This window comes from Dermabacter sp. p3-SID358 (assembly GCF_025147465.1).
Taxonomy (GTDB): Bacteria; Actinomycetota; Actinomycetes; order Actinomycetales; family Dermabacteraceae; genus Dermabacter.
This window is the reverse complement of record NZ_JALXOZ010000001.1, coordinates 264,440-290,320: the sequence shown is the minus strand read 5'-3', so window position 1 is coordinate 290,320 and position 25,881 is coordinate 264,440. Positions and strand designations below refer to the sequence as shown.

Genomic DNA, 25,881 nt, shown 5'->3' with positions numbered 1-25,881 from the left:
GTTCCTTCGCTCACGACAATGGCCTGCCTATAGGGTTGAGCCCGTGCATCTCTACTCCGTCTTGCAGCCCGTCGTGAAACTCCTCATCACGCTCATCTGGCGCCCCACGGTCTCGGGCCTCCAACATGTCCCCTCCTCGGGCCGCATGATCATGGCGTGTAATCACGTGTCCGCGTTCGAAACATATTTCGTGCCGTGCATGATCCCGCGCGAGATTCACTGGCTCGGCAAGGATGCACTGTTCAAAGGCAAGGGAGCTTTCGGGAAATGCTTCGCGTGGCTCATGCGCTCGGTCAATGTGATCCCCGTAGATCGTTCGGGCGACGGCGGTGCGACTGCCGCGCTGAGCGCAGGGATTGCCGTGCTCGAGGGCGAACACGCCCTTGGAGTATTTCCTGAGGGGACGAGAAGCCCTGACGGCCACATGTACCGTGGCAAAACGGGAGCGGTGCGCCTCGCACTCGCGACCGGAGCCCCCATCCTCCCCGTTGCAACGCTCGGTGCGTTTGAAGCGCAGCGCTCAAGGAAAGCCATCGTCCCAAAGCTCGGTGCGAAGCTGCACACGCAGATCGGCCCGACAATCGACATGGGCGCCGAGCTCGCAAAACTCAGGGGTGCAGATGGGAGCGATCATTCCGCTTCACGCGTTGAACTTCAAACTCTCACGCGAATTCTCATGGATGCGATCCGCGAGATGTCCGGCCAGAACTATGTCGACGAGTACGCATTTGAGGTTAAAAAGAGGCTCAAAGGTGCGCGTGGAGAGGCAAAGAATCGCGCCTAAAACGGCGCAGCGACTCGGACCGCACATGCCCCGAGCGCGAGTTTCGCCTACTATGACCGGGTGAGTTACCAGAACCGAAACGTTGCTGCGAGCTTTCACCCGTTCGAGCTCTCCGAATCATCTGCCCATCTTGAAGCGCTTTCGTCGTGGCGAGAGTATCCACGCGTCCAGCAGCCCACCTGGCCGATTGAGAGTGAGCGCGCCCGCGTGTTTGATGAGCTGCGCGCCGCACCGCCCCTCGTGTTCGCGGGCGAGGTTGACCTTCTACGCACCCATCTCGCCAAGGCTGCGCGTGGTGAGGCATTTTTGCTCCAAGGCGGCGACTGTGCTGAGACTTTCGCTGATTCGACCGCTGATCGCATCAAAAACAAGGTCCAGACGATCCTCCAGATGGCGGCGATTCTCACCTATGGAGCCTCGCTTCCGACCATCAAGATGGGGCGGATGGCAGGCCAGTTCGCCAAGCCTCGCTCGAGCGACACCGAGACGATCGACGGCGTGAGCTTGCCGAGCTACCGCGGCGATGCGATCAACGGCTACGAGTTCACACCCGAATCCCGCACTCCGGATCCCGCGCGCCTGTGGAAGATGTACACGACCGCTTCGCAGACCCTGAATCTCTTGCGGGCCTTCACGGGCGGCGGTTTTGCGGATCTCCGGCAGGTTCAGGCATGGAATAAGGGGTTCGTGGAATCCGACGCCTACTCGAAGTACGTGCGAGTAGCAGATGACATCGAGCGCGCCGTGCGTTTTATGGAAGCGATCGGCGTGGATTTCGACCCTATTCGCATGGTTGAGTTTTACTCCTCCCACGAGGCTCTCCTCCTCGACTACGAAGAGGCGCTCGCGCGCGTCGACTCGCGTACGGGCGAGATTTACGGTTGTTCGGGCCATTTTCTCTGGATTGGTGAGCGCACGCGCCAGCTAGATGGCGCACACGTGCACTTCATGTCGCAACTGCGCAACCCGATCGGTGTGAAACTTGGCCCGAACGCGAGCGTCGACGACATGCTCCGCCTCGCTGAGGTTCTCGATCCGGAGCGGGAGCCCGGTCGCCTCACTTTCGTGAGCCGTATGGGCGCCGCGAATGTGCGCGAGAAACTCCCCGCACTCTTGAAGTCTGCGAAGAACGAGGGGATCGAGGCCGTGTGGGTAACCGACCCGATGCATGGCAACACGATCACGAGTTCGAATGGGTACAAGACCCGCCGTTTCGACGACATTATGGACGAAGTGCGCGGCTTCTTCGAAGCGCATTGGGAGGTCGGAACCGTTCCCGCGGGCCTTCATATGGAGCTCACGGGCGATGACGTGACCGAGGTTCTCGGCGGCTCCGGAGAGCTCGACGAGGAAGGTCTGCAGCATCGATACGAGACCCTCGTTGATCCTCGCCTCAACCACTCGCAGTCGCTCGAACTCGCGTTCCTCGTTGCCGATATGCTCGGCAACCGCCCGAGCTGACCGGTTCTAATAGACCGTGATCGTGACGCTCGAGCCGCGCGGCACCTTTGTTCCGCCCGGCTGCGACTGCTGCGAAACGAGATCGAAAACGGGAGTTCCGCGCTCGTAGACGACTTCAACCTTGAGCCCGGCGCTCTCGAGCGCCGAGCGGGCGTCGGCCTCGCTCTTGCGGAAAACATCGGGAACGTCGACAAGGTCGGGGCCGAGGGAAATCGAGAGCCTGACTTCGCTTCCCGGGAGCGCGGAGGTTGCCCCGGCCGGGTCTTGCGAAATGACCTGGCCCGCCGGCACATTCGAGTTGTATCGCTCATTGACCTTAGCCGCAAGTCCCGCGCTTTCAATCGCCTTGATGGCGGCTTTGCGTTCACTACCCGCGACACTCGGCACTTCGACCGGCTTCGGGCCATCGCTCACGTTGAGGGTCACTCTCGCGCCTCGGGGTAGTGACGTGTCCGCTGGATCCTGGCTGATGACGGAATCTTTCGGGACATCAGAGGAGTAATCGCGGGTTTCGGTGACCTCAAACCCGGCCGACTCCAAGGCTGAGGTAGCGTCGGAAACCGCCTGCCCCTTGACCTGCGGGACGTCGAAGAGTTCCTGCCCGAGTGAGAGCGTGAGGCGAACCTGTGCGCCTTTTCGAACCTCGGCACCAGTCGCGGGGTCGGAGGAGATCACGCGCCCTGCTGGGACGTCTTCGCTGTAGGCCTGCGCGGTCGTAACTGTGAGGTTTTCAGTTTTGAGCGCGGCCTCGGCATCGCTCAGCGTGGCTCCCGCGACAAGCGGGACGGTACGTACGCCGCCAGGGCCGTCGGTTTCATACCACCGGAAAGCGCCGAATATAAGAGAGGCAAGGAGAGCAAGAACGCTCAAAATTGCGACGATGCGAAGGGCTGGTGAAGGGCGCGAGTCACGTGTGTGGGTGCCGCGCGAGCGGCGAGGCCCAGCGAGGGAGACCTCGCGAATGCTTTCATCTGGGTCGGGGGAGTCCGACGCTTGCTCACCTGGATCAAACCTTTTGCGCCTCGATGCGGCTGTGCCACTCGAAGTGGTGTTTCCGGTGGTGTCGGACGACTCGTCTACCCAAAACAGCGCTTCTGGCTCCGCAGCGTTGTGCGCATCGTTCGCGGGGGATGCCGGAGAAGCCGGAGAGGAGGGGGAAGCGGCGCGCGTGGCGCCGCGGGGAAACTGGCGCGTGAGCCGCGGAACGTCCGCAGTCTCCTCATTCGCGGGAAGGGAGGACGCGGGGTGAGCGCGATACGCGAGTTCGGTGGCGCTTAACGTTTCGAGAGCATCGTCGAGGGCGAGCAAGACCTCATGGGCGCGTGTAGGCCGTGAAGCGGGGAGGCGAGAAGCTGCCCACGTGATGATGGAATCGACCGAGGTGGGGATTCCAGGTGCGAACTGGGAGGGCGCGGAAATGTCTTCGTGTGCGTGCTGGTAGGCGATGTGCACCGCGGAGTCGCCCTGGAACGGCGTTCGCCCCACGAGCATTTCGAACATCATGATGCCCCACGAGTACAGGTCGCTGCGTGCGTCGCTCACTCCCCGCGTGACGACTTCGGGGCTGACATAGGCGACCGTACCAAGCATGGTGCCGGTTGCAGATGTTGTTGCGGATCCGACTGCGCGTGCGAGACCGAAGTCGGCGACAAGAATGTCACGTTCGGCGTTCACGAGGACGTTCTCGGGCTTGATGTCGCGGTGGATGATGCCGGAGCGGTGCGCGGCATCGAGCGCGGCAAGCACATCGCGACCCACGCGAAGCGCGCGTTTGAGCGTGAGGGTCCTATCGCGGCGCAATTCATCGCGCAGAGTCTCACCCTCGACGAGCTGCATCGCGAGATACACGCGGCCGCGATCCTCTCCCTGGTCATACACACTCACGACGTGTGGATGAGTGAGGCGTGCAGCGCTACGGGCCTCCCGCGAGAAACGCGAGATAAATTCGGGATTGTCCGCAAGATGCGGATGCATGACTTTGAGCGCGACGGGGCGATGCAGGCGCTCGTCGAAGCCCCGATACACCGTGGCCATGCCGCCACGCGCGATCAAATGCTCGATGCGGTAGCGATCGCTAAGTACGAGGCCGATGTCTGGGGAAGAAGACTCGGTACTCACGCCGCAAGTGTATGCGGGAAGGTGTCATACGCACGTGTACGACACCCTGCAATATGCTAAAGGAGTGAATATCTCAGCAGACGACATCGCTCGGCTCGACTCCCTCGTGGGTGATTGGCTCCCTCTTCCTGACGTTGCGGAGATCCTCGACATTTCAGTAACGAAGGTCCAGCGACTCATTGAGGATTACCACCTTGTCGAAATGCGCCGCGGCAACCCCAAGGTCCGCTCAGTTCCCGCCGAGTTTCTCCTAGACGACGCGGTGGTCCTGCTTTTGCGGGGCACGATCATGGTGCTTCACGATCAGCACTTTTCCGATGCCGAGATCCTCGAGTGGCTGTTCACCTCTGACGACTCTCTGCCCGGTCGCCCGATCGATCATTTGCGTCGAGGTCAGCGCGGCGAGGTGCGTAGGCGCGCGCAGTCGCTCGGGTTTTAGCGTCCAGTCCGTGCGAGCATTCGCACGAGCGCATCAAGGTTCGCGCAAGCCGTGCTCGAGGAGAGTGGGGAAAGTTTTTGAGAGAGGGCCCCGCGCGCATCGTCCTCGCGTGAGCGAATGAGCGCTTCGACTTTCGCACGCGCGCCAGTGGCTTCCATGATCTCGCGGACGCGAGCAACATTCTCGGCGGTGGCGTGAGGGTTTCCGACGGTGGCTTCAAGGACGGTGCGCTCAGCTTCGCTTGCACGTTCTTCGGCGAGAGCGAGGAGCATCGTGCGTTTGCCTTCGAGAATGTCAGAAGTGGTGGACTTTCCAAGCACAGTTTCGTTGCCGAAAACGCCGTCGAGGTCGTCGCGAAGCTGAAACGCCTCTCCCGCAGGCAGTGCGAAGGCGCCGAGTGCATCAAGAAGTTCCGCGGAGGCACCGCAGTGGGTCGCGCCGAGCAAGAGAGGCCTGTGGACCGTGTAGGAGACGGTCTTCCATCGGGTCACGAGGCGTGCGGAGTCCGCTGGTGATGCCGTTGAGGAAATGGCATCTGCTTGGCTCAGGATGTCGAGGTACTGCCCCGCCATGACTTCGGTGCACAGAGCGTGAAAGTGCGCGCGGTCGTCTGCTCCCAAAAAGGCACTGGAGGCGAGTTCATGGGCGAGAGCGAGAGTGAGGTCACCGAGGATCACGGCGTTCGCGACGCCGAAGTCCTCGGCACTGCCCATGAGGCTTCGCGCTTCGTGGTCGCGCTCGGCGGCGATATGGATCGCGGGGCGCCCCCTTCGCGTTGGTGAGTGGTCGAGAACATCGTCGTGAATGAGCGCAGCCGCTTGGACGAGTTCGACCGCAGCGCCGAGCTGGGCGATATCGTGCGCTGTGGTTGTGTCGAGTTCGCCAGCTGTGGCAAGTGCCCCGGCGTGCACGAACATGGGGCGCAGGCATTTACCGCCTTCGAGGAAATCTTTGAGGATCGAGGCAAGAGACTCGGCTTCCGGGGCAATGGTGGCGAGCCGTTCGCGTTCGTAATCGAGGAAGCTTATGAGGATCGCGCTCACGCCCTCACGGATGTTGTCAAAAGGGGGGTAATGCACGTGGTCTCTCCTCTGCACGGGGCGATGATGTCTCACCGTTTTGCTGTGGCTTTCCATCGTGCCACAGCGAGACACGTAGCGACTCGTGCCCCACAGCGGAGATCTGTTCACCGTTCCGAGTGAGTTTCCCGCACGAATGAAAATTGACCGTCAATGTGGAGGCATGAAACACAATTCACAGAACTGCAAACCAGAGCCCGCAGACCTTGCTCCTACTGTCAATCTTCTCGATGCGCGTGATGTTTATGCGGCGGTCGTCATGCACTTCGATCACCTCGACGTCAGTTCGTCCTTCATTGTTTTCGGCTGTGGGGCAAGTCCTCACGGCACGCCCGGCGTGATGCTGAGCCGCATGCGCATGGACGAATGCACGGAGCCTCGCGTGCTCGCTCACGAAGTCGCGAGGATCGCGAGTAATCTCCAAGAGCTTGGGGCCACGCACCTCGCGCTGCTCGCGATAGGCAATCCACAACCCGGGGTATGCCCTGACTGTTCGGGAGAGCGGGCCGAGTGTTTCGATCCTGATCGCCGCGATGTGGCCGTGATCGACGATCTCGTTCACCTGTGTGATCTCGCTTCCGAGGCGTGCCTCGCCCAAGGCGTCGTCATCCCGTGCGCGTTACACGCATACGTGGGGGCTTGGGCTTTTTCCTCCACGGCTGACTCTGACTATTGGCGTGTCTCCCACCTTGGTGTTCTCGAAGAGAGCGCTTTTGCCGCAAGCGCTGTCGCAAGCGGCATCCCTTTTTGTCCAAAAGTGGAAGGGGCTGCGGTGAAGGACTCACTGCTTACCGCCGCTCGAACTCTTTGTGATGACGATGATGTTTTCCACGCAATCGCGTGTCCCGAAACGGTGAGCCGCGCGGCGCTCATGGAACTCACCGCGCAGCATGAGGGTAGTGATCGAAGCTCATGTTCGACAGGGGAAAATGAGATTGACCGATGTCGCGAAGCCTTGCTTTCACTCGCTTCCCTCGCCGCGATTGGCCCGGGTCGTGATCACATCATCGCGAGCGTTATTGGCCTCGAAGAAGCGGAGCCGCTCAGCCCTTCCGTGGCTATCGAGTGCGTATTTGAGGACGCGGATTTCCTACCGGGCAGTCACCTCATGCCTGGCGGTGAGGGAGATCGCGCGATTGCAGTCCTTGCCGGGGTGTGGCGGCACGCGAACGCGTGGGAGTGCTCCACGCGCTACCGCGCAGCTTTCGCGAACCTCGGGGCGATTGCCGCGTTTCTTCTGTGGTTTAGCGGGCGCATGGGTGAGGCCCACCGATTGGCGAGCGACATTATTGCTGTCGAGGACTCCTGCGAGATGGCCGAACTCGTCGTGGGCCTTGGTGAAGGCGGGCTAAGCCCGCTCTGGCTCGAGAAGGCATACGCCCCTGTGTACTCGTGAGGCGGCCGGCGCAAAGGAGAATGGGCGTGTGCACGTGACGCGACTTGCGCAAAGTGACTAGACTTGAGGCGCATGCTCGTTGAGCGCTGCACGCGCCCTGGCGCGCTGCACGCGCTGCCCGCCGCCGAAAGGAACGCCATGGTCGTCGTTGCCGCCTACGCCCCGAGCTCTCAGGGAGATGCCGCGCTCAAGGCCGCAATCCGCGATGTCGCCATGACGGATCGCGACCTTCTCGTCGCCTCCTTCCCCTATACCGACCCGCTCGACGGAAGCCGCTCCGCCGATGCCGAGGAGGTCAATGAGGCGATCAATCGGATATCTTCCGACATGAGCCACGACGAACGCGCTTACCTCGAGACCCTCGAAGTCCGGGTGCGGGAAGCTGGCGCTGAAAGCTTAAGAGACATTGGTGATTTTCTTCTGCGAGTCGCGCACGAGGAGAAGGCAAGTCTCATTGTGATTGGTCTTCGCCACAGCGCGCCCGTAGGAAGGCTCATGCTTGGTCAGACCGTGAAGCGACTTCTCCTCGAGTCACCCTGCCCTGTGCTCGTGACAAAAGACTAGCCCTGCTTGGAATAGATAGGCCGCGGGGGTCGTTATAATTGTACGGTCCGTGCGCGATTCGCCCGCCTTTCACACGGCGCGAGAGCTGAGCCCGCACACCATCCTCGGATCCCGACTGAAGGAAGCCTGTGTCGACGAGCACGTCTAAGAAAGAAGAAGTCACCGAAAACCTGGAGGCGCTCACCAAGGCGCTCGACGGGGCGACTTCGGTGAGTTACGAGACCCTCAAGGCCACCGCCAAAGATCTTGGCATTTCCCCATACAAAGTAGCGTCGCTTTCCAAGAAGCTCGAAGAGTCGGGGGTCGAGGTTCTCGATCGCCCGAACGGCTCGCGGAAGAAAAAAGCGACTGCGAAGAAGGCCGCAGTCGGCTCCGAGAAGTCAGAAGAGGCGCGTAAAACCACCAACACCAGCCCCCCAAAGAACGCCAAGGGCACCTCCGCGAAAAAGAGTGGGGCGAAGGAAGGCGGCTCGAGCAAGCCAGAGACCGATGCTTCCGGCGAAACCGAAGACTCCTCGAACGAGTCCCAGAGCGCTGAAGCTGCGGAATCGAAGGCCTCGCGAAAGAAGGCTGCAAAGCGGAGCTCGGCAAAGAAAGCAGGCAAGCGCGGCACCAAGAAGGAAGATTCCGCGGCAGAAAACTCACACGAGGCTGGGGACGAGGACACCTCCGATGACGATGATCCAAGTAAGGGCTTTGCGATCACGAACGACGAGGACGACGCACCCGCCCAGCAGGTTGTCACCGCGGGTGCGACAGCTGACCCCGTCAAGGATTACCTCAAGCAGATCGGCAAAGTCGCGCTCTTGAATGCAGTTCAAGAAGTTGAGCTTGCCGAGAGAATTGAGGCTGGCCTCTACGCCGAACACAAGCTCAAGCAGGATCCTTCGCTCAAGAAGGGAATTGAGGGTCGAGACCTCGAGCTCATTGTTGCCGACGGCCGGGCCGCGAAGGATCACTTGCTCGAAGCGAACCTCCGCCTCGTCGTTTCGCTCGCCAAGCGCTATACCGGCCGTGGCATGCTCTTCCTCGACCTCATCCAGGAGGGTAACCTCGGTCTCATCCGCGCCGTGGAAAAATTTGACTACGCGAAGGGCTACAAGTTTTCAACCTACGCGACGTGGTGGATCCGCCAGGCCATTACGCGAGCGATGGCTGATCAGGCTCGCACGATCCGCATCCCGGTGCACATGGTTGAGGTTATCAATAAGCTCGCGCGCGTGCAGCGCCAGATGCTCCAGGATCTCGGTCGCGAGCCGCTTCCCGAAGAGCTCGCGAAGGAACTCGACATGACCCCTGAAAAGGTCGTCGAAGTGCAGAAGTACGGACGCGAGCCCATCTCGCTTCACACCCCGCTTGGTGAGGACGGCGACAGCGAATTCGGTGACCTCATCGAGGACTCCGAAGCAGTCGTGCCCGCGGATGCCGTGAGCTTCACGCTTTTGCAGGAGCAGCTTCACTCCGTTCTCGACACGCTCAGTGAGCGAGAATCTGGTGTCGTTGCGATGCGCTTTGGTCTCGAGGATGGCCAGCCGAAAACGCTTGACGAAATCGGCAAGGTCTACGGCGTGACTCGCGAACGTATCCGCCAGATTGAGTCGAAGACCATGAGCAAGCTGCGCCACCCTTCGCGGTCCCAGGTACTTCGCGACTACCTCGACTAAGAGGTCGTCGTGTGAAAGCTGCCCGCGTTCATGCACATGAATGCGGGCAGCTCACGTGTGAAGAACGCAAAAGTGGCCGCGTCCCTCTGGGGGCGCGGCCACTCAGTCACGATTGGGGCCGTCGGCTTTTTCCGCGGCCAATTCGCGATTACTGCTCAGCGGTGAGGCGCTCAGTCTCGTCGACCACGCGGGTCGCGATCCCCTCGAGAGCCTTAGCATTGGCTCGTGCGTGGTGGGCGCAGAAGAGGAGCTCGCCGCCCACTTCAAGTTCGAACTTCACGTAGGCTTGCGCGCCGCACCGATCACAGCGATCGTGCGCGGTCAAAGTGCGTTCTTCAAGCATCGTTTCCATGCGCTCCATTGTGGCCCTTACGCGCGCGCGATGCGAGCGGCGCCCGCCCCGGTTCGCTCGCAGCGCAATCAGCTGTGGCACGGCTAACTCGGGGGAACCGTCGGAATCTCAAATCCAAGGAAAGAGCCCCATCCGCGCCTAAGATCAGGGCGTGGCACAAAAGACAAACTCCCGAACAGCAGCCTACGACGCAGCGAACCTCCAGGTTCTCGAAGGTCTCGAGGCCGTGCGCAAACGCCCGGGAATGTACATTGGCTCAACCGACTCGCGCGGCCTTATGCACTGCCTGTGGGAGATTCTCGATAATGCTGTCGATGAGGCTCTCGGCGGCTTCGGCGATGAGATCACGATCATCCTCCACTCCGACGGGTCGATTGAAGTACGTGACAAGGCGCGTGGCGTGCCAATCGACAAGGAGCCGCGCACCGGTCTGACGGGCGTCGAGGTCGTCTACACGAAGCTCCACGCTGGAGGTAAGTTCGGCGGCGGCTCCTACTCCAACTCTGGCGGCCTTCACGGCGTTGGTGCTTCCGTCGTCAACGCGCTGAGCTCCCGCATGGATGTCGAGGTTGATCGCGGCGGAAAAACGTATGCGATGAGCTTTCAGCGCGGTATCGCCGGCACGTTCGACGATGCTGGTGAACCGAGCCCTGAAGCGCCTTTTACCCAGTTCAAAGGGGCCGGCGTTCTCCAAGAGATCGGCAAGGTCAAGCGAGGCGTCACGGGCACGCGAGTGCGCTACTGGGTTGATCCGCAGATTTTCATCAAGGGAGCCCACGTCGTCCTTGACGAGATTCAGCGCCGGGCGCGCCAAACCGCTTTTCTCGTTCCCGGTCTCAAAATCGTTCTTCTCGATCAACGCGAAGAAAGAACACCCGAGCAAAGCGAACGTACGGTCTTCCACTACGAGGGTGGCATCTCCGAGTTCGTCGAATACCTCGCAAAGGATCAGAAGATCACCGACGTGATCCGTCTGAGCGGCTCGGGCGAATACACCGAAACGGTGCCCGTCCTCGACAAGAGCGGGCGTATGGTCTCGAAGGATGTTGAGCGCACGTGCGAGGTCGATATTGCACTGCGCTGGGGTGCGGATTACGAGACCACCGTTCGCAGTTTCGTCAACATCGTCTCTACCCCCAAGGGAGGAACCCACGTCACGGGCTTCGAGCAAGCCCTTGCAAAAGTCATTCGCAAGGCTGTCGATGCGCAGTCACGCCGCGTGAAATTCAACTCGAAGAAGGAAAAGATCGAGAAGGACGACACGCTCGCGGGGCTCACCGCGGTCGTGACCGTGCGCATCGACGAGCCGCAGTTCGAGGGACAAACGAAAGAAGTGCTCGGCACTCCCGCCGCCCGCCAGATCGTCGCAAAGGTCGTCGAGCGCGAGCTCGGTGCCTTCCTTGGCTCGACCAAGAAGGGTGAAAAGGAGCAGGCTGCTCTTGTTGTCGACAAAGTCGTCAGCGAGATGCGTGCGCGCGTCGCCGCCCGCATGCACAAGGAAGTTTCGCGCAGGAAGAACGCGCTCGAATCCTCGACGATGCCCACGAAACTCGCTGATTGTCGCCACACCGGGATCGATCGCTCCGAGCTTTTCATCGTCGAGGGCGACTCTGCGCTCGGCACGGCGAAGAGCGCGCGTGACTCGGAGTTCCAGGCACTCCTGCCGATTCGCGGCAAGATTCTCAACGTGCAAAAAGCCTCGATCACGGACATGCTCAAGAACGCCGAATGCGCGAATATCATCCAGGTGATAGGCGCTGGCTCGGGCCGCACGTTCGATATCGAGCAGGCTCGCTACGGCAAGATCGTTATGATGACCGACGCCGATGTTGACGGCGCTCACATTCGCACGCTGCTCCTCACACTCTTCCACCGCTATATGCGGCCACTCATTGAAGAAGGGCGTATCTACGCGGCCGTGCCGCCGCTTCACCGCGTGGAGATCATCCACGGTGGCTCCAAGAAGAACGAATACGTGTACACCTATTCGGAGAAGGAGCTTCACCAGCTACTCAAGAAGCTCGAGCGCTCGAAGAAGCGCTATAAAGAGCCGATCCAGCGCTACAAGGGTCTCGGTGAGATGGACGCCGATCAGCTCGCGGATACCACCATGGACCCCTCGCAGCGTTTGCTTCGCCGGGTGACGATTCAGGATGCCGAGTCGGCAGATCGGGTCTTTGAGTTGCTTATGGGCTCCGAGGTTGCACCGCGTAAGCAGTTCATCGTCGAGGGGGCTGAGGAACTCGACGTTGACCGGATTGACGCGTAGAGGAGCCTGCGCCCGGAATTGATCCGCGCGCGTCAGCCGTGCCGAAGGGCGTAGCGCGCCGTTAGGGTGTGCTCTTCACCGGGATTGAGTGTCACCGCGCCCCCTTCGCTCACCGCCGTCTCGACGCACACGAAGCGCATCCACTCGCTAATGGGAATGTCCGAAGTCGCGGCAACTCCCTCCTTCCACGGAGTCCACACGACCGTGCGGCTCGCCCCACTCTGCTCGATGACGATGCGGCGCTTGGCGCCGGGATCAGCAAGGACGAGTGGTGGGGCCGCTTCGAATACGAGGTCGGTGGGGGCGGTGAAGGTTTGGGTTGTGGTTCCGACACCTGCCGCGCGCCCTCTTGCCGCATCCGTGAACGGGACGCCTGCGAGACCCTCGAGGTGCGCCTCGCGCACGTCGTCCACGAGGAAATACGTATGGAAAGCCACCTCGAGTTCGAAGGGGTTCTTGCCTGCGGAGACGGTGAGACTCAGTTCGAGGCTTGTGCCCGCTCTCACGTGGAGGCTGGCCGCGCCGACCTCGAACCCGGGGTGGTTGCTGCGCTCCGCGAGGGTGAATGACGCGTCAACGACGCCGCTCAGATCCACATGGACGCTCGCGAGGTCCCACTTTGCGCGCCGGAACCAACCGTGCTGCGGTTCCTCGTTGCCCGAGATACCACGGCCGAACCACGGGCCGATAATCGGCACGCCGCCGCGGATATGGGAGCCGGGAGTAAAAGTCGCGAGCGGGGAAAGCCACATCGACTCGCTGTGCCCCTCGGGAATCCAGCTCGTGACGTGCGCGCCCGAGAGTGAGACTTCAAGTGTGCACGCGGGGGTGTGAGCGCGCAGCACGCGTGCACCTTCCCGCTCGTACAGGGCGAGTCCATCGGGAAGCTGCATGCCCGGTGTCATGAGAGAGAACCAACCGCGGCTATCGGAAGCGTGAGGGGGGATCCGGACCCGTCGCGCCGCGCAATGGGGGAGGGGAGGTCGATCGGCGCTCCGGCATCCGAACACGCGAGCGCGGGCGAATTAACGATCCACGCCGAGAGGAGAATATCTTCACCGCGCAAGAACCGGTGGCATCGAACGCCGCCCGTCGCTCGCCCCTTCGCGGGATATTCCGAGGCAGCAGAAACTTTGAGCGAGCCCGACTGTACGCCGTCGAGGGCGCTAGACGAGCCTGCGACAGTGACGACCTCGCCGGACTTTGTGACATCGAAAGCGCCAAAGCCAATGACAGTATCGCCCACGCCGAGTTTGATGCCCGCGACGCCCGAGCCTCCGCGGCCCTGCGCCCGCACCCCTGAGGCGGGGAAGTGCAAGAGATGAGCGGCGGAGGTGATGAACGCGAGATCCATATCGGAGTCGTCGTCCATGTCGACGGCGCCGACAACGCGGTCGTCGCCCTTGAGGGTGATGATGTCAAAGCCGTCGGACTTCGGGAAGTCCCTGTTGACACGCTTGACAACACCGTGCGCGGTGCCGAGCGCGATGCCGCCCTTGTCGGCTTCACCCTCGGGTATCTCGAGCCGCACGAGCCCCACGACCTTTTCGCCCTTCTCGAGCGCGAGGAGGTCGGCGAGGCGGGTACCGCCCGCGATCGAGGACGAGCCCGCCGAGGGGGCGAGTGCGGGAAGATCAACGACGTCGACGTGCAGGAGGCGACCGAGGTCGGTGACGGCGCCAATCAGTGAGCGCGTCGTCGTCCTCACGCGCGCAAGGATGACGTCGTGCTGAGAGCGCGAGTGCCCTTCGGCACTCACAGCTGAGTGGCGCGGAACTCGGGCGACGAGTCCTGTTCCGGAGAGGAGTACATCGCACGGGGAATCCTCGATCTCGAGGCTCGCGGGGGAGGCCTTGGCCTTCGCAGCATCGGCCTCGAGAAGGATCGTGCGCCGCGCAGTACCGTGCTCCTCGGCAACGGCCTGCAATTCCGTGCTCACGACGCGGTGGAGCGCAGCCTCGTCGGAAAGGATCTCGAGGAGCTCGGCAATCTCGCGCTCAAGTTCATCGCGCTCCGCCTCGAGTTCGAGGCGTGAGAACTTCGTGAGGCGGCGAAGGCGCAGCTCGAGGATGTATTCGGCTTGGGCGCTTGAGAGATCGAAGACTGCCATGAGACGCTCGCGGGCGCTTTCGACCGTGTCAGAGGACCGGATGATCTGGATGACCTCGTCAATGTCGACGATTGCGATGATGAGGCCTTCGACGAGGTGGAGTCGATCACGGCGTTTGCCGAGGCGAAACTCGGTGCGGCGCCGCACGACGTCGATTCGGTGATCAAGGAACACCCGCAAAAGCGGCTTGAGGCCGAGCGTGCGGGGCTGCCCGTTGACGAGGGCGACGTTGTTAATGCCGAAGGAATCCTCCATGGGCGTGTGCTTGTACAGCTGCTCAAGCACAGCCTCGGGATTGAAGCCGCTCTTGAGTGTGAGGACGAGCCGCATTCCCTTTTTGCGGTCGGAAAGGTCTTGGTAGTCGCTTATACCCTGGACTTTCTTGGCTTGAACGGCGTCGCGGAGCTTTTCGGCGATCTTTTCTGGCCCAACTTGGTAGGGGAGCTCGGTCACGACGATCGCCTTCTTGCGGCTCGTGACATTTTCGACCTTCGTGGTTGCGCGGATTTTGAAGGTTCCGCGCCCGGTCTCATAGGCGTCGCGGATGCCATCAAGCCCCACGATGCGCCCGCCGCTCGGAAGGTCGGGGCCCGGAACGTAACGCATGAGGTCCGCGAGGCTCGCATCGGGATGCTCGAGAAGATGGCGCGCCGCAGCGATGACCTCAACGAGATTGTGGGGAGCCATGTTGGTGGCCATGCCCACGGCGATGCCCGAGGCCCCGTTCACGAGGAGGTTCGGGTACTGGGCGGGGAGCACCTCGGGCTGGAGGAGCTGATTGTCGTAGTTCGGGACCATGTCCACGACGTTCTCGTCAAGGGACGTGGTCATGAGAAGAGCAGCCTTCGCCATCCGTGCCTCGGTGTAGCGCGCAGCGGCGGGACCGTTATCGAGCGAACCAAAGTTGCCGTGACCGTCCACGAGCGGGAGGCGCATATTGAAGTCTTGTGCGAGGCGCACGAGGGCGTCGTAGATTGCGGAGTCGCCGTGCGGGTGGAGCTTGCCCATGACGTCGCCGACGACGCGCTGGCTCTTCACGTGCCCCTTGTCGGGACGCAGGCCCATGTTGTCCATCGTGTAGAGGATTCTGCGCTGGACTGGTTTGAGCCCGTCGCGTGCATCTGGAAGGGCGCGCGAGTAGATCACCGAATACGCGTACTCGAGGAAGGACGTCTCCATCTCGCTCGTGACGTCGATGTCGACGATGTTTTCCTTGATTGGCTCCGGGGCGGGCGTGGGTGTACGTGAGGCCATGCGCACTATTGTGCCAGCGTCAATCCCACATACGGTGGAGGTGGCGAACGTAGAATCGTCACATGGCTCGAGGAAAGCGAAACGCGAAAGGGCGCGTACACGAAGGTGCACACCCCAGAGGGTGGGCTTCGTATGAATGCGTCGCAAACGGCATGGGTATCCTTGTGCGGCCACTCGCAGCATCGGATTCTCGGGCGCTTGAAGCGTTTTACGGTGGGCTTTCTCAGAGCACGCGTTATCAGCGCTTCTTCACTTCGAAAAGCAGCCTTTCGCGCGAAGAACTGAAGCGGCTTTCGCGAGTCGATGCACGCGACCGCATCGCCCTTGCCGCATTCAGAGGCGGGGCGATTGTCGGTGTCTCACGAATGACCCGCACCGCGCCGAACGTCGCCGACCTCGCATGCGTCGTGGCTGATCACCTTCACGGGCAGGGAATCGGTTCCGTTCTCATTGAACGCCTCACCGCGATCGCCCGTTCAGTTGGCATAGAAACATTCACGGCGGACGTTCTCGCGGAAAACAAGGCGATGTTCCGAGTGCTCGAGCGTGCGGGCTTTGAACTCAAGCGGGGGGAAGCGGAGGAGGGCACCGTGTCCCTCTCCTGGAGCACAGATCCGACGCCTTCCACCGTCGCGGCGCACCACGAGCGCGTGCGCCGAGCCGAGGCAGCATCCATGTCGTTGTTGTTCGACGCCGAATCAATCATGGTTGTTGGTGCAAGCCGTCACCGGGATCAGGTTGGAGCGCAGATCGTTCGCGGGCTCATTGCGAGCGGCTTCGGCGGCGCGATTTTCCCCGTAAACCCCGAGGCCTATGAGATCAACGGGCTCAAGAGTTTCGGAAGCATCGCGGATGTCCCGGGCCCAGTGGATCTCGCGGTCCTCGCGCTCCGCCCCGACCGCTGTATTTCGGCGCTCGAGCCTCTCGCGGAGCGCGGCGTGAAAGCAGCGGTGGTTGTCAGCGGGGGCTTTGCCGATGCTGGTGAGGAAGGCCTTGCGGCGCAAGACGCGCTTGTGTCCACGGCACGTGAACACGGCATTCGTATCCTCGGCCCCTCCTCGCTGGGCTTCTTCCGCACGGGGGAGAATCCCCTCAACGTTTCACTCTCCCCACGCACGTCAGAGCGGGGATCGATCGCGATGGCAGGTCAGTCAACAGCGCTGAGCGCGATGATCCTCGCTGGAGCCGACTCGCGCGGGCTACGCGTGAAGGAATTCCTTTCCGCGGGCAATCGCGCAGATCTCTCCCTCACGAGCGCGCTCGAGCGCTGGCACGATGATGAGGACATCGAATTCGTGGCGCTCTCACTCGAATCCCTAGGTGACCCGGCCAGCCTCGCTTCCCACATCGAGGCTCTCTCTGCGCGAGTTCCCGTGCTCATCGTTCGCCCGCCTAACGAGCCGGAGCGCGGGCCCGCTGACCCCGCGCGAGACGCCTCGTCGCTTCCCGATCGCGCGATCGATCAGATATTGGATCGCGCGGGTGCGCTTCGCACCGAGAGCGTTGACCACTTGCTTGACACGCTCGCCGTCCTGTCCCGCGAGGGCCGCGCTCACGGGACTCGCGTGGGGCTCCTCTCGAATTCGAGCGCACTCGGTGCGACCTTGCGGGCTGCCGCACACGAAGCAGGGCTTGACGTACGCAGTGAAAACTTCCGCGTGCCGATCGTCGGTGATGATCGATTCGTGTCGCGCGCCTTCACCGCGATGGCAGCTCCGGGCGGCGTGGACTGCGTGATCGCGGCGATACTTGACACGCAACGCGTCGATCTCGTGCACCTCGCTCAGTCCCTCGCGACCCTTGCATCGGGTTCGGCAGTGCAGGTACTCATGGTGGTCGTAAGCGATGAACCCCGGGTGCGTGTGCTCCGCTCTGCCCTCCGCGAAGATCCGAGTCTTCCTCCGGTCTTTGCGACCGCCTCGCGTGCGAGCGAGGCTCTCGCGACGTCGTTGCGCGCCGCGTACTCGCGCGGGAAGAAGCCCCGTCGCGTACGGGTCGCCCGTGCCCTTACCGACACACAGCTCGAAGGCGCACGCGCGGCTCTGAGCGCAACCCCCGTGGAGACACCCCTCCTGAGCGCGCTTGGATTCTCCCTCAACGACGCTCGCCGCACTCACAAAAACGAATGCGAACTTCGTCTCTGCTTCGAACGTGATGGTGCCTTCGGCCCGGTGCTCACTCTCGCCCTCGCCGGTATCGCCTATGAGGTTTTCGCCGACGCCTCTTACGCTCGTCTTCCACTCCAACAGGGAACAGTCGAGGCCATGCTAGAGGAGCTTGCGGCGCTGCCGGTACTCGACACCCACGCACCCCGCGGCTCTGAGGGCAGAGCCAGCCTCATCGAGACGATCGAGACGCTCTCGGAAGCGTTCCTTCAGATCGGTTGCCTTTCTTCCTTGACCCTTGACCCCGTGGGGGTGCATGCCAAGGGTCTCGAGATCGGCGGGTGTGCGGCAGAGGTTGGATCACCCGAGGACCCATCGCTTGGGCTCACTACACTGGAACCATGAGTCTTCCACCGACACTTCTCTCGGAGCTCGAGCTCGCCGGGTATTTTCCCGATACTGCACGCGCAGCTCTCGAGCGTGCCGTGCGCGAAAGCCGGATCCGCAGCTACCTCGTGCGTCCCGAAACTACTTTTGACGGCCCGGAGGTGCGCCGTCACCTCACAATCCTTGCCCTCACGACTGAGCATCTGCTCATCGTCCACCTGGACGATGAAAGTGCGGATGCGCTCAATCCCACCCAAGTGATCGTCTCAACGGAGCGCGTCAAGCTCTCGCGGGTAGGGAATCTTGCACTTTCGCAGGCTTACGACACCGACGGTACCGCTATCGCGCCGCGGGAAGCCGAAGTGACGCTTGGGCTCAGCTGGGGTGCGAATCGCAGGCTCGACATTCAACCCGCGTGGTGCGAAGATCCTCAATGCAGCGCCGACCACGGATATACGGGTGACAGCCGCGAGGCTGATCTTGTGCTGCGTGTGAGTGCACTCGCCGACGGTGAACAGGCTATCGCCGACGCGCTCGCCTTTTTTGATTCCCTCTACGACGCAACGCAGTGACCGAGCCGGTTGATTGGCGCGAGGGAGAACCGAGCCTCGTGCGGCGATGGCGCGAAGCCCTCGAAGGTGAGGGCGCGCGCGACCTCCTGATTCTCGTGGATGGCCTTGGATTTGACGAGCTCGAGCGCTACCGATCCCACGCGCGGTTCTTCCGCTCTCACATGAATCACCTCGACCGTGAAACGACCCTCGCTCCCGCGACGACGACGAGCGTGCTCGCCTCGCTTTTTACTGGCGTCGCGCCTCTTACGCACGGAATCCTCGGTTACGAAGGCCTCACGGCACGCGGTGAGCGGGTGAACAACCTCCAAGGTGAAAAAGGCCTCGACCCACGCTCGTGGATACGCGCCGGTGGCTACACGGAACTTCACGAGCGGCGCGTGGCACACGTGGGCCCGGCACGCTACCGCACGAGCTTTCTTACGGGGATGTTGCAACCCGCGAATCGATGGGAATTCTTCGGGTATTCCTCGCCGGGCAGAAGGTCCGACGCGGTGCGCAAGGCACTCGACCACGTCGGCCAAGGCGGGGCTTGCTACCTTCACGTTCCCGATATCGACAAGGCTGGCCACCGCCATGGCCCGGGCTCAACGGCGTGGCTTGACGCTCTCGAGAATACCGACAGGTTTCTCGGCGCGCTCATGCACTCAATCCCTCGGGATACGCGGGTGAGCATTACGGCCGATCACGGGATGGTCGAAGCGGATCTGAACCAGATCGCAGACCTTGCCCATGCTCCAGGTGTGCTCTCGCGATGCAGCGCAGTCGCAGGTGAGGGGCGGGCCCTTATGGTGCGCTTTGAGGAGGCTGACGGTTGCCCGCCGCTCGAAGAACTGCGTTCATGGGTGGGGGAGCGAGGGGACGTCCTTGACCGCGAACGCATGCTTTCGAGTGGGCTTTTCGGTGATCCGGGTACAGCAGACCGGAGAGTTCTTGCCGAGCGTCTCGGTGACGCGTTCATTTTCGCCAACGGGCGTCATCAATTCACCCACACGGGTTTTATACGTGCAACGGCGCTTGAGCAAAGAGGGGTCCACGGATCTCTGAGCTCGGCCGAGATTGCTGTGCCGTTTCTCCAGTTCGCGGTGTAGCGGCGGGGCGAGTGCCTTCGTTAATCTTTGTGGCCGAAGACGATGTCGTCCCACGAAGGGATCGACGCGCGCTGGCGCTTGGGCTTCTTCGTGGGCTTTTTCGGCTCGTCGTCAAAGCCGGGAAGCGGAGTGAGTTTCTCGTCGTCCACGTCGTTGTTGGACGTGGTGCTGTCAGCCTCGTTGGAGGGGGATGCGTCTTCTGCGGTGTCGTCCGCGGGTGCTTCCTTCTCGCTTGAGATGTTTTCATGCGCGTTGTCCTCAGAGGCTGCAGGGTCGTGCGCGGGGTCGGGTGCCTCGGCCAGGTCTTCCGGCCCTTCGATGTAGGAGACTTCTTCGGTATCGTGCGAATCGGCACTGTCCTCACGGTCGTCGTGATGGCGAGCGTTGAGAGGAACGATCCTCACGGGAGCGGGACGCTCCTCGGCCTCTGAATCGTGTGCGGAATCAATGGTGTGTTCGCCACTGCTCTCAAACGCGGGTTCCGGCTCGTAATCTTCAAGGCTCTGCCATGGGGAGGAATACGTGGTGTCGTCTCTATCCGTGGACGATCGCCCCTGTGATGAATCGGAAACGGGTCCGGGTGCCGGTGTTCCGCGTCGCGCATTGAGCAGGTCGAGTTCACGCTCCGAAATGGGGGCGCCTACGCTCGGAGACTCGTTCGAGGAGCTCGCCTCTCCTTCCTCGATGTTGAAGACGTGTGCCCGCTGTGTCTTGAAGCGTGTTCGAGTGGAGGAATCCTCGCGTGTGGCTTCAGAATCCGAGAGCCATCGCGCTTCGTTGTCGTCGGCTGTCACGACGCGATCCGGAAGGTCAGCCTGCCAGGTTGCGACTCGAGAGCGCCCGCCAGCGACGAACGTGAGCTGGAGAGTCCACGTGCCATCGCTACGACGCCACGCATCCCATTCGAGGTCTTCTTCCACGCCGCGAGCGCGAAGGCGGGGTTCGACGATGTCGATGAGCTTTTCGGTTCCACCTTTGGACGTGCGAAATTCCTGCGCGCGACGCGCGGTATGATCACGCTCGGCACGTACCGGTCCTTCGTACCGCCGCACGTGCTCGACTTCCATGCCCGCGAGTTCAGCGATCGACTCTACCGTGGAACCGCCTCTCAACATGGCCTGGATATCCTTCGGCCGGAGTGCCGACGGCTGAGATTGCTGGATGAGACCGACGGAGGACGCGTCGCGGCGCACCGCCGCGCGTAGAGCCTCATCAATGCGCACCGTGTATCGCTCGCCCTCAGAGTCAAGCAAGATGAGGTGATCGGAGTTTTCGTGCAACCCGCCGAGTGTGAGCTCGCGCATTAACGGCCTTCTTTCTCTATCGAGGTCTCGCGTGGTGCCAATACTAAAACGCGAGGCTCGAAAAACACTGCTGACACGGCGGGTGAAGGGGCCACGAGCTCGTCGCGAGTGGTGAAGCAAGCGCGCGGAGTCGAACTCTGGTATTTTCTTCGCACAGCTTGAAAAGTCCAAGGCAAACTGCGAGAATTCCCGCCGTTGCTGAACTCCGCTTCGGGCGCCTGGCCCCCAGCGCCCCAGATCCCCGTGAAAGAGAACCATGGCTACCGACTACGACGCCCCATTCAAGAAGGACGAAGACTCGAGCGAAGACTCGATTGAGGAGCTCAAGGGGCGCCGGAACGACAACGCGTCACCTTCCGTTGATGAAGATGAGGCTGAAGCCGCGGAAGGCTTCGAACTTCCCGGCGCCGATCTCTCCAATGAAGAGCTTTCAGTTACCGTCTTGCCTCGTCAGGTTGACGAATTTACGTGCGGCTCGTGCTTCCTCGTGAAGCATCGCAGTCAAATCGACCATGTCGAAGGCAAGCTTATTATCTGTAAGGAGTGCTCAGGCGACTAAAGGTGCAGCACCTATCGGGTGCGCGAGGACTCACCCTCGCGCACCCCTTCTTTTTGCGCTGCCTTCAAAGCAAGAGCGAAGTCCTCCGGGTTTCTGAGCGAGAGGACGAGAGCGGGCGTAGGATCCTTGGGGTCGACGACCGGGACTTCGACGCCCGTTGAAATCCACCCGCGGACGAGGCGGAAGTCGAGTGGGCGAATCTCAGGACCGAGAATCGTGGTGAAATCGTCCTTCGACAGGATTCGCGGTTCCCCGAGCACGTCGATCTCGATCCGCGCTGGTCCTGCCACGACGACGTCTTCGCGTACTTCCACGACAGGCGACGCGGCGAAGAGGATAGCTGGGAAGAGTACCCCGAGCGCGACCGCGGTGACCACGCTGGCGATTTCGCTCAAAGGCATCAGGATCGCACCAAGCAGCACCCCGAAGATGACCGCGATAAGCGTGACAAAGGGACCCGGATGCAAGCGCTCGTGAAAGAGGGGAATCATAGCCGTCATGGTCTCACACAGTACGATGCCCCGGCGCCTCCCGCGCAAGATCCCCCACATCCAACACCCCATGCATGGCAGTAACCGCACGCAGCCCCCGTGCGGCGATAGGCTGGACGCATGAGTGATAACGTCGCTGCACATGATTCGGCTTCAGGCCCAAAGCACCTCGCCGAACTTCAAACTATGTGCGATGCTCCTGAGCTCGCGCTCACGCGCGCCCATGCCGACGACGCAGGCCTTGATCTTGCAAGTGCTATTGACTACGAGCTCGCCCCCGGCGAGCGCGCCCTCATCCCCACGGGTGTAAGGATCGCGCTTCCGCCAGCAACCGTCGGATTCGTGTGTCCTCGCTCCGGACTTGCCGCCAAACATGGCATCACGATCGTGAATGGACCTGGAGTCGTTGACGAGGGGTACCGCGGCGAACTCAAGGTCGCGCTCCTCAATACCGATAGAATCGAGACTCTGCGTATAGCCCGTGGCGACCGCATCGCCCAGATGGTGATCGTGCCGATTGTGCGCCCCACGATCGTTGAGGTGCAATCTCTCGATCCCGCTGAGCGAGGTGAAGCCGGTTTCGGCTCTAGCGGCGGTTTTTCATCTCCTTCCAACGGCCAGGAAAACGAGGCATAGCTATGGGACTTTTTGGACGCTCAAGGAACAAAGCCGCGACGATTGGAAGCGATGCACCGCAGGAGCCCACCTCGCTCGAGCAGGAAGAGCTTGTGGGACCCTACGACGTCAAAGACGCACCCGATACGGAACGCGTTGACTTTGGTTCGATTCAGATCCCCGCGCGCGAAGGTTTGAGCATTGCCGTCGAGGTCGAGAAGCGCTCGAGAGCTGCCACAGGCCTTACCCTTACGTACGGTGAATCACAGATACAGGTCAACGCCTTTGCGGCGCCGAAGAGCGAAGGACTATGGGAGGAAATCCGCAAGTCACTTCGCGAATCGATCGCGTCCCAAGGTGGCACGACCGAAACCCGTGAAGGCGTGTTCGGCACCGAGCTTTACGCGCGTATCCCGATCGCGGTCAAGGGTTCGAACAAGCGCGCGCATAGGCCTATGCGGTTTGTGGGAATTGACGGGCCTCGCTGGTTCCTTCGCGCAGTCATTTCCGGCGCCGCACTGCAGACCGGCGCGGTGCGTGAAGAAGTGGAAGAGGTCATCCGCTCTATCGTTGTCGTGCGTGGCTCGATGGCAAAGGCCCCACGCGAAGTCCTCGAGCTGAAGGTTCCCGGTGAAGACAGCGTGACGTCGCTCCCGGACGACGATGATCCGCTCGGCCAGGGCCCCACAATTGCCGAAGTGAGGTAGGTCTTGAGTGTCCTCTCGAAAGCGAGGGAGTTTTTCACGACCTTCTCATCCACCGATGCTGATGACGAGAGTGGCGTGCGAAATCTCGATGAGATCGGGTCCATCACCTCTCGCCGCCGCGCCCATTGCCTCGGCACGGTGAGCTCGATCGTTGTGCAGCCGGCAGGCAATGACCCAAAGCTCGACGTTGATCTCCATGACGGTACGGGCAGGCTCGCTCTCGTGTGGCTCGGGAGGCAGTCAGTTGCGGGCATCGAGCCAGGCGCGCGCCTTGAAGTCGAAGGCTTCGTGGGCCTGCTTGGTCGAAAGCGGATCATGTACAACCCGCGATATGCGATCCACGGTGCGAAGGATGAGGACCAGTGATGTCACCCTCCTCTGCTCCGGAACCTCCCGCGACTGGCCTCAAGGCAAGTTTCACCTCCGGCGATTACAGCGCCATGCAAGCGATCGGCGGCGTGCGCGGAATCATTGAATCGGTTCTCCCCACGCTTTTGTTCGTCATCCTCTTTCTCCTCACGCGAAATGTCGTGATCGCGAGCGTCGCTTCGCTCGGGATCGTCGCGCTCACGCTCTTGTGGCGTATCGCAACAAAGAGCAATATCACTCCCGCTATTAGTGGCGCGATCGGCACTGCCCTGGGCGCCCTTATCGCGATCAAGAGCGGGAACGGTAGCGGTTTCTACGTCCCCGGTCTCATCACAAACGCCGTCTATGCCGTGGTTCTGCTTTTATCCGTACTCGTGAAGCGCCCCGCAGTGGGATACGTGGCCGCGGTCGTCGATCCGCGTGCCGCTAGTTGGCGTGAGTCGCGAAAGGGCATGCGTACATACACGAATGCCACGCTTTGGTACGCCGGCCTGTTCGTGGTGAAAGTGGCCGTGCAAGCACCTCTGTACTTTGCTGGGGCCACCGACGCCCTCGGTGTGGCCAAGCTTCTCATGGGGATCCCGGCTTTCGTGCTCGTCACGTACGTGGTGTTCCTTCAACACCGCGCGTTTGCGCGGGGGAGGGTATCCGACGCTTCCCGCGCCGGCGAGGCAGCCCTGTCTCTCGATGAGAGTAAGCGGCCGTAGAACCGGGCGACCTTTTCCTTTAGTCCTCGTCCTCGCCCGTGTCACGCACGACCGGAAGCGCCGCGGTGGTCTCCTCGAGGCCGCGAGGCACGACTGTCCGTTGAAGCGCCGTCAAGCAAGAGCGGTGTGCGAGGAAAAGAAGTTCATCGCGTGCCTCCAGCGCCTCGGCCTCTGCAGGCGGACGCGGATGTCCCTCGCGCACGACACCGACGAGAGTTGCGCTTCGTGGCCATGCCACGTCACCGATGCTTTTCCCCACGATCGGAGATGTTTCGGGAACCGTAATTTCGACCATGTTCGTTTCGGACTTGGCGAAGGAGAACATCGTGACGACAGTGCCTACGCTTACGGCCTCCTCGACAAGAGAAGTCATGATGCGCGGAGTCGATACCGCAACGTCGACTCCCCAGGCATCGTCGAACATCCATTCATTTCGGGGGTGATTCACACGTCCCACCGTGCGTGGAACTCCGAACTCCGTCTTTGCGAGGAGAGACACGACGAGATTGGCCTTGTCATCTCCAGTGGCCGCCACGACCACATCGGCTTCGGAGAGCCGGGCTTGCTCGAGCACGTCGAGTTCGGCGGCGTCGCCCTGCACCCATGTGACGCCGTCGAGACCCGGGTGTGCCTCTTCTCGGTCGATGAGGGTCACTGTACGCCCCTTATCGAGGAGCTCACGCGCGATGCTTCGCCCAACGCTGCCTGCGCCAACGATGACGATTTTCATTCGGCTTTCTCCTCTAGCTGGTGGGTAAGCAGCGCGGATACTTCGGCCTCACGGTCCGCTTCGAGCGCGAGGTGAACGATGTCCTCTTCCTGAATACGGTAGTCGCGGGTGGGCAGTGACCCCTCGCCGTAGCGAGTCACAAACGCGACGCGCGAAGCAGTGCGCTCTTCGAGATCCGCGAGGGTTGTGCCGACCCAACTCGAGTGGAAGTCACACGCAAGCAGCGAGACGTTTCCGGAAATATCTTGGAACTCGCGTGCGGACTGCCCGGGAATCAGACGCGTGAGCATCTGGTTAGTCGTCCACCGCGCCGTTGGCACCGTTGCAATGCCGAGCCGCTCGTACACCTCGGCACGCTTGGGGTCATAGATTCGCGCCACGACGTTGCGGATGCCGTAAAGCTGCCGGGCGGCTCGCGCGGCGATGATGTTCGAGTTATCACCGCCTGCGACGGCAGCAAATGCGACCGCCTCTTCGCATCGCGCGCGCTCAAGTGAACGGCGGTCGAAGCCGATCCCATGGACCGTAAGCCCCTCGAAATCGTTAGGAAGTATGCGGAACGCCTTCTCATCGCGGTCGATAATCGCCACCGAATGGCCATTTGCTTGGAGCTTCGTGGCGAGCATTGCGCCTACGCGGCCGCAGCCCATAATGACGATATGCATTGCTGATCCTCGCCCTGATGACAATGTTGTGTTGGGTGCCGGGCCGGGCCCGGAAGATGAATCCAGCCTAGCGTGCGATGCGTGCTCCC

The 25,881-nt window shown here is 61.8% G+C and carries 24 protein-coding genes; 15 read left to right on the top strand and 9 right to left on the bottom strand.

Annotation, left to right across the window (positions count from 1 at the left end; translation table 11 throughout):
• The first annotated feature begins 43 nt into the window (after nucleotides 1-43).
• Both M3B90_RS01365 and M3B90_RS01360 read left to right on the top strand, forming a co-directional pair.
• Nucleotides 44-784, top strand: coding sequence for a 1-acyl-sn-glycerol-3-phosphate acyltransferase (locus M3B90_RS01365; protein WP_259888258.1), 741 nt, complete (start codon nucleotides 44-46; stop codon nucleotides 782-784).
• A 60-nt stretch (nucleotides 785-844) separates the two neighbouring features.
• Complete coding sequence (locus tag M3B90_RS01360; RefSeq protein WP_259888257.1) at nucleotides 845-2,245, top strand: class II 3-deoxy-7-phosphoheptulonate synthase; 1,401 nt, start codon at nucleotides 845-847, stop codon at nucleotides 2,243-2,245.
• Between the two features lie 6 nt (nucleotides 2,246-2,251).
• Here the strand turns inward: M3B90_RS01360 and pknB are convergent, their stop codons facing one another.
• Nucleotides 2,252-4,363, bottom strand: a complete 2,112-nt coding sequence (pknB, locus tag M3B90_RS01355) for a Stk1 family PASTA domain-containing Ser/Thr kinase (RefSeq protein ID WP_259888256.1) — start codon at nucleotides 4,361-4,363, stop codon at nucleotides 2,252-2,254.
• A gap of 64 nt (nucleotides 4,364-4,427) precedes the next feature.
• On the opposite strand from pknB, the gene M3B90_RS01350 reads away from it, so the two are divergent.
• On the top strand, nucleotides 4,428-4,802 hold the full coding sequence (locus M3B90_RS01350; protein ID WP_259888255.1) for an Rv2175c family DNA-binding protein: 375 nt from the start codon (nucleotides 4,428-4,430) through the stop codon (nucleotides 4,800-4,802).
• Here the strand turns inward: M3B90_RS01350 and M3B90_RS01345 are convergent.
• Entirely contained in the window at nucleotides 4,799-5,881 is a 1,083-nt protein-coding gene (locus M3B90_RS01345; protein ID WP_259888254.1) for a polyprenyl synthetase family protein, read from the bottom strand. The genes M3B90_RS01350 and M3B90_RS01345 overlap by 4 nt on opposite strands.
• Nucleotides 5,882-6,044: 163 nt before the next feature.
• On the opposite strand from M3B90_RS01345, the gene M3B90_RS01340 reads away from it, so the two are divergent.
• The 3 genes from M3B90_RS01340 to M3B90_RS01330 all read left to right on the top strand — a co-directional run bounded on the left by M3B90_RS01340 (nucleotide 6,045) and on the right by M3B90_RS01330 (nucleotide 9,505).
• On the top strand, nucleotides 6,045-7,277 hold the full coding sequence (locus tag M3B90_RS01340; RefSeq protein WP_259888253.1) for a hypothetical protein: 1,233 nt from the start codon (nucleotides 6,045-6,047) through the stop codon (nucleotides 7,275-7,277).
• A 72-nt stretch (nucleotides 7,278-7,349) separates the two neighbouring features.
• Nucleotides 7,350-7,841, top strand: coding sequence for a universal stress protein (locus M3B90_RS01335; RefSeq protein WP_259888252.1), 492 nt, complete (start codon nucleotides 7,350-7,352; stop codon nucleotides 7,839-7,841).
• 128 nt (nucleotides 7,842-7,969) lie between these two features.
• Entirely contained in the window at nucleotides 7,970-9,505 is a 1,536-nt protein-coding gene (locus tag M3B90_RS01330; protein WP_259888251.1) for an RNA polymerase sigma factor, read from the top strand.
• A 148-nt stretch (nucleotides 9,506-9,653) separates the two neighbouring features.
• Here the strand turns inward: M3B90_RS01330 and M3B90_RS01325 are convergent, their stop codons facing one another.
• Nucleotides 9,654-9,857: a hypothetical protein gene (locus tag M3B90_RS01325; RefSeq protein ID WP_259888250.1), complete on the bottom strand. Its 204-nt coding sequence runs from the start codon at nucleotides 9,855-9,857 to the stop codon at nucleotides 9,654-9,656.
• Between the two features lie 151 nt (nucleotides 9,858-10,008).
• Between M3B90_RS01325 and M3B90_RS01320 the strand changes: the two genes are divergently transcribed.
• Nucleotides 10,009-12,126, top strand: coding sequence for a type IIA DNA topoisomerase subunit B (locus M3B90_RS01320; protein ID WP_259888249.1), 2,118 nt, complete (start codon nucleotides 10,009-10,011; stop codon nucleotides 12,124-12,126).
• Nucleotides 12,127-12,158: 32 nt separating this feature from the next.
• On the opposite strand, the gene M3B90_RS01315 is transcribed toward M3B90_RS01320, so the two are convergent.
• Nucleotides 12,159-13,031, bottom strand: coding sequence for a D-hexose-6-phosphate mutarotase (locus M3B90_RS01315; protein ID WP_259888248.1), 873 nt, complete (start codon nucleotides 13,029-13,031; stop codon nucleotides 12,159-12,161).
• Entirely contained in the window at nucleotides 13,028-15,490 is a 2,463-nt protein-coding gene (locus M3B90_RS01310; protein ID WP_259888247.1) for a DNA topoisomerase (ATP-hydrolyzing) subunit A, read from the bottom strand. Before M3B90_RS01310 ends, M3B90_RS01315 begins: the two co-directional genes overlap by 4 nt.
• A 62-nt stretch (nucleotides 15,491-15,552) precedes the next feature.
• Here M3B90_RS01310 and M3B90_RS01305 point away from each other — a divergent pair, with 62 nt between their 5' ends.
• The 3 genes from M3B90_RS01305 to M3B90_RS01295 are packed head-to-tail and all read left to right on the top strand — an operon-like array spanning nucleotide 15,553 to nucleotide 19,645.
• Nucleotides 15,553-18,000, top strand: coding sequence for a GNAT family N-acetyltransferase (locus M3B90_RS01305; protein WP_259888246.1), 2,448 nt, complete (start codon nucleotides 15,553-15,555; stop codon nucleotides 17,998-18,000).
• Entirely contained in the window at nucleotides 17,997-18,554 is a 558-nt protein-coding gene (locus tag M3B90_RS01300) for a DUF5998 family protein (protein ID WP_259888245.1), read from the top strand. The genes M3B90_RS01305 and M3B90_RS01300 overlap by 4 nt, the downstream gene beginning before the upstream one ends.
• Nucleotides 18,551-19,645, top strand: a complete 1,095-nt coding sequence (locus M3B90_RS01295; RefSeq protein ID WP_259888244.1) for an alkaline phosphatase family protein — start codon at nucleotides 18,551-18,553, stop codon at nucleotides 19,643-19,645. The genes M3B90_RS01300 and M3B90_RS01295 overlap by 4 nt, the downstream gene beginning before the upstream one ends.
• A gap of 20 nt (nucleotides 19,646-19,665) precedes the next feature.
• Here M3B90_RS01295 and sepH read toward each other — a convergent pair whose 3' ends face one another.
• Nucleotides 19,666-20,949 carry a septation protein SepH gene (sepH, locus tag M3B90_RS01290; RefSeq protein ID WP_259888243.1) on the bottom strand — a complete coding sequence of 428 codons (1,284 nt, stop codon included), beginning with the start codon at nucleotides 20,947-20,949 and terminating at the stop codon, nucleotides 19,666-19,668.
• A gap of 256 nt (nucleotides 20,950-21,205) precedes the next feature.
• Here sepH and M3B90_RS01285 point away from each other — a divergent pair, with 256 nt between their 5' ends.
• Nucleotides 21,206-21,508 carry a DUF4193 domain-containing protein gene (locus M3B90_RS01285; protein ID WP_259888242.1) on the top strand — a complete coding sequence of 101 codons (303 nt, stop codon included), beginning with the start codon at nucleotides 21,206-21,208 and terminating at the stop codon, nucleotides 21,506-21,508.
• Between the two features lie 11 nt (nucleotides 21,509-21,519).
• On the opposite strand, the gene M3B90_RS01280 is transcribed toward M3B90_RS01285, so the two are convergent.
• Nucleotides 21,520-22,008 (bottom strand): DUF3093 domain-containing protein, encoded by a 489-nt coding sequence (locus tag M3B90_RS01280; protein WP_259888241.1) that lies wholly within the window; start codon nucleotides 22,006-22,008, stop codon nucleotides 21,520-21,522.
• A gap of 111 nt (nucleotides 22,009-22,119) precedes the next feature.
• On the opposite strand from M3B90_RS01280, the gene dut reads away from it, so the two are divergent.
• The 4 genes from dut to M3B90_RS01260 are packed head-to-tail and all read left to right on the top strand — an operon-like array spanning nucleotide 22,120 to nucleotide 24,397.
• Nucleotides 22,120-22,635 carry a dUTP diphosphatase gene (gene dut / locus M3B90_RS01275; protein WP_259888240.1) on the top strand — a complete coding sequence of 172 codons (516 nt, stop codon included), beginning with the start codon at nucleotides 22,120-22,122 and terminating at the stop codon, nucleotides 22,633-22,635.
• Between the two features lie 2 nt (nucleotides 22,636-22,637).
• Nucleotides 22,638-23,321, top strand: a complete 684-nt coding sequence (locus M3B90_RS01270; protein WP_259888239.1) for a DUF3710 domain-containing protein — start codon at nucleotides 22,638-22,640, stop codon at nucleotides 23,319-23,321.
• A 3-nt stretch (nucleotides 23,322-23,324) separates the two neighbouring features.
• The gene (locus tag M3B90_RS01265; RefSeq protein ID WP_259888238.1) at nucleotides 23,325-23,687 is read left to right on the top strand and encodes an OB-fold nucleic acid binding domain-containing protein; all 363 of its coding nucleotides are present in this window, start codon (nucleotides 23,325-23,327) and stop codon (nucleotides 23,685-23,687) included.
• Nucleotides 23,687-24,397 carry a DUF3159 domain-containing protein gene (locus M3B90_RS01260; RefSeq protein WP_259888237.1) on the top strand — a complete coding sequence of 237 codons (711 nt, stop codon included), beginning with the start codon at nucleotides 23,687-23,689 and terminating at the stop codon, nucleotides 24,395-24,397. Before M3B90_RS01265 ends, M3B90_RS01260 begins: the two co-directional genes overlap by 1 nt.
• A 19-nt stretch (nucleotides 24,398-24,416) precedes the next feature.
• On the opposite strand, the gene M3B90_RS01255 is transcribed toward M3B90_RS01260, so the two are convergent.
• Nucleotides 24,417-25,127, bottom strand: coding sequence for a TrkA family potassium uptake protein (locus M3B90_RS01255; RefSeq protein ID WP_259888236.1), 711 nt, complete (start codon nucleotides 25,125-25,127; stop codon nucleotides 24,417-24,419).
• On the bottom strand, nucleotides 25,124-25,792 hold the full coding sequence (locus tag M3B90_RS01250; protein WP_259888235.1) for a TrkA family potassium uptake protein: 669 nt from the start codon (nucleotides 25,790-25,792) through the stop codon (nucleotides 25,124-25,126). The genes M3B90_RS01255 and M3B90_RS01250 overlap by 4 nt, the downstream gene beginning before the upstream one ends.
• Nucleotides 25,793-25,881 lie beyond the last annotated feature (89 nt).

Coding starts and splice junctions, on each gene's coding strand:
- M3B90_RS01340 (WP_259888253.1), top strand. CDS start 6,045: ATGAAACACAATTCACAGAACTGCAAACCAGAGCCCGCAGACCTTGCT.
- M3B90_RS01335 (WP_259888252.1), top strand. CDS start 7,350: ATGCTCGTTGAGCGCTGCACGCGCCCTGGCGCGCTGCACGCGCTGCCC.
- M3B90_RS01325 (WP_259888250.1), bottom strand. CDS start 9,857: ATGGAAACGATGCTTGAAGAACGCACTTTGACCGCGCACGATCGCTGT.
- M3B90_RS01315 (WP_259888248.1), bottom strand. CDS start 13,031: ATGACACCGGGCATGCAGCTTCCCGATGGACTCGCCCTGTACGAGCGG.
- M3B90_RS01310 (WP_259888247.1), bottom strand. CDS start 15,490: ATGGCCTCACGTACACCCACGCCCGCCCCGGAGCCAATCAAGGAAAAC.
- M3B90_RS01305 (WP_259888246.1), top strand. CDS start 15,553: ATGGCTCGAGGAAAGCGAAACGCGAAAGGGCGCGTACACGAAGGTGCA.
- M3B90_RS01300 (WP_259888245.1), top strand. CDS start 17,997: ATGAGTCTTCCACCGACACTTCTCTCGGAGCTCGAGCTCGCCGGGTAT.
- sepH (WP_259888243.1), bottom strand. CDS start 20,949: ATGCGCGAGCTCACACTCGGCGGGTTGCACGAAAACTCCGATCACCTC.
- M3B90_RS01285 (WP_259888242.1), top strand. CDS start 21,206: ATGGCTACCGACTACGACGCCCCATTCAAGAAGGACGAAGACTCGAGC.
- M3B90_RS01280 (WP_259888241.1), bottom strand. CDS start 22,008: ATGACGGCTATGATTCCCCTCTTTCACGAGCGCTTGCATCCGGGTCCC.
- dut (WP_259888240.1), top strand. CDS start 22,120: ATGAGTGATAACGTCGCTGCACATGATTCGGCTTCAGGCCCAAAGCAC.
- M3B90_RS01270 (WP_259888239.1), top strand. CDS start 22,638: ATGGGACTTTTTGGACGCTCAAGGAACAAAGCCGCGACGATTGGAAGC.
- M3B90_RS01260 (WP_259888237.1), top strand. CDS start 23,687: ATGTCACCCTCCTCTGCTCCGGAACCTCCCGCGACTGGCCTCAAGGCA.
- M3B90_RS01255 (WP_259888236.1), bottom strand. CDS start 25,127: ATGAAAATCGTCATCGTTGGCGCAGGCAGCGTTGGGCGAAGCATCGCG.
- M3B90_RS01250 (WP_259888235.1), bottom strand. CDS start 25,792: ATGCATATCGTCATTATGGGCTGCGGCCGCGTAGGCGCAATGCTCGCC.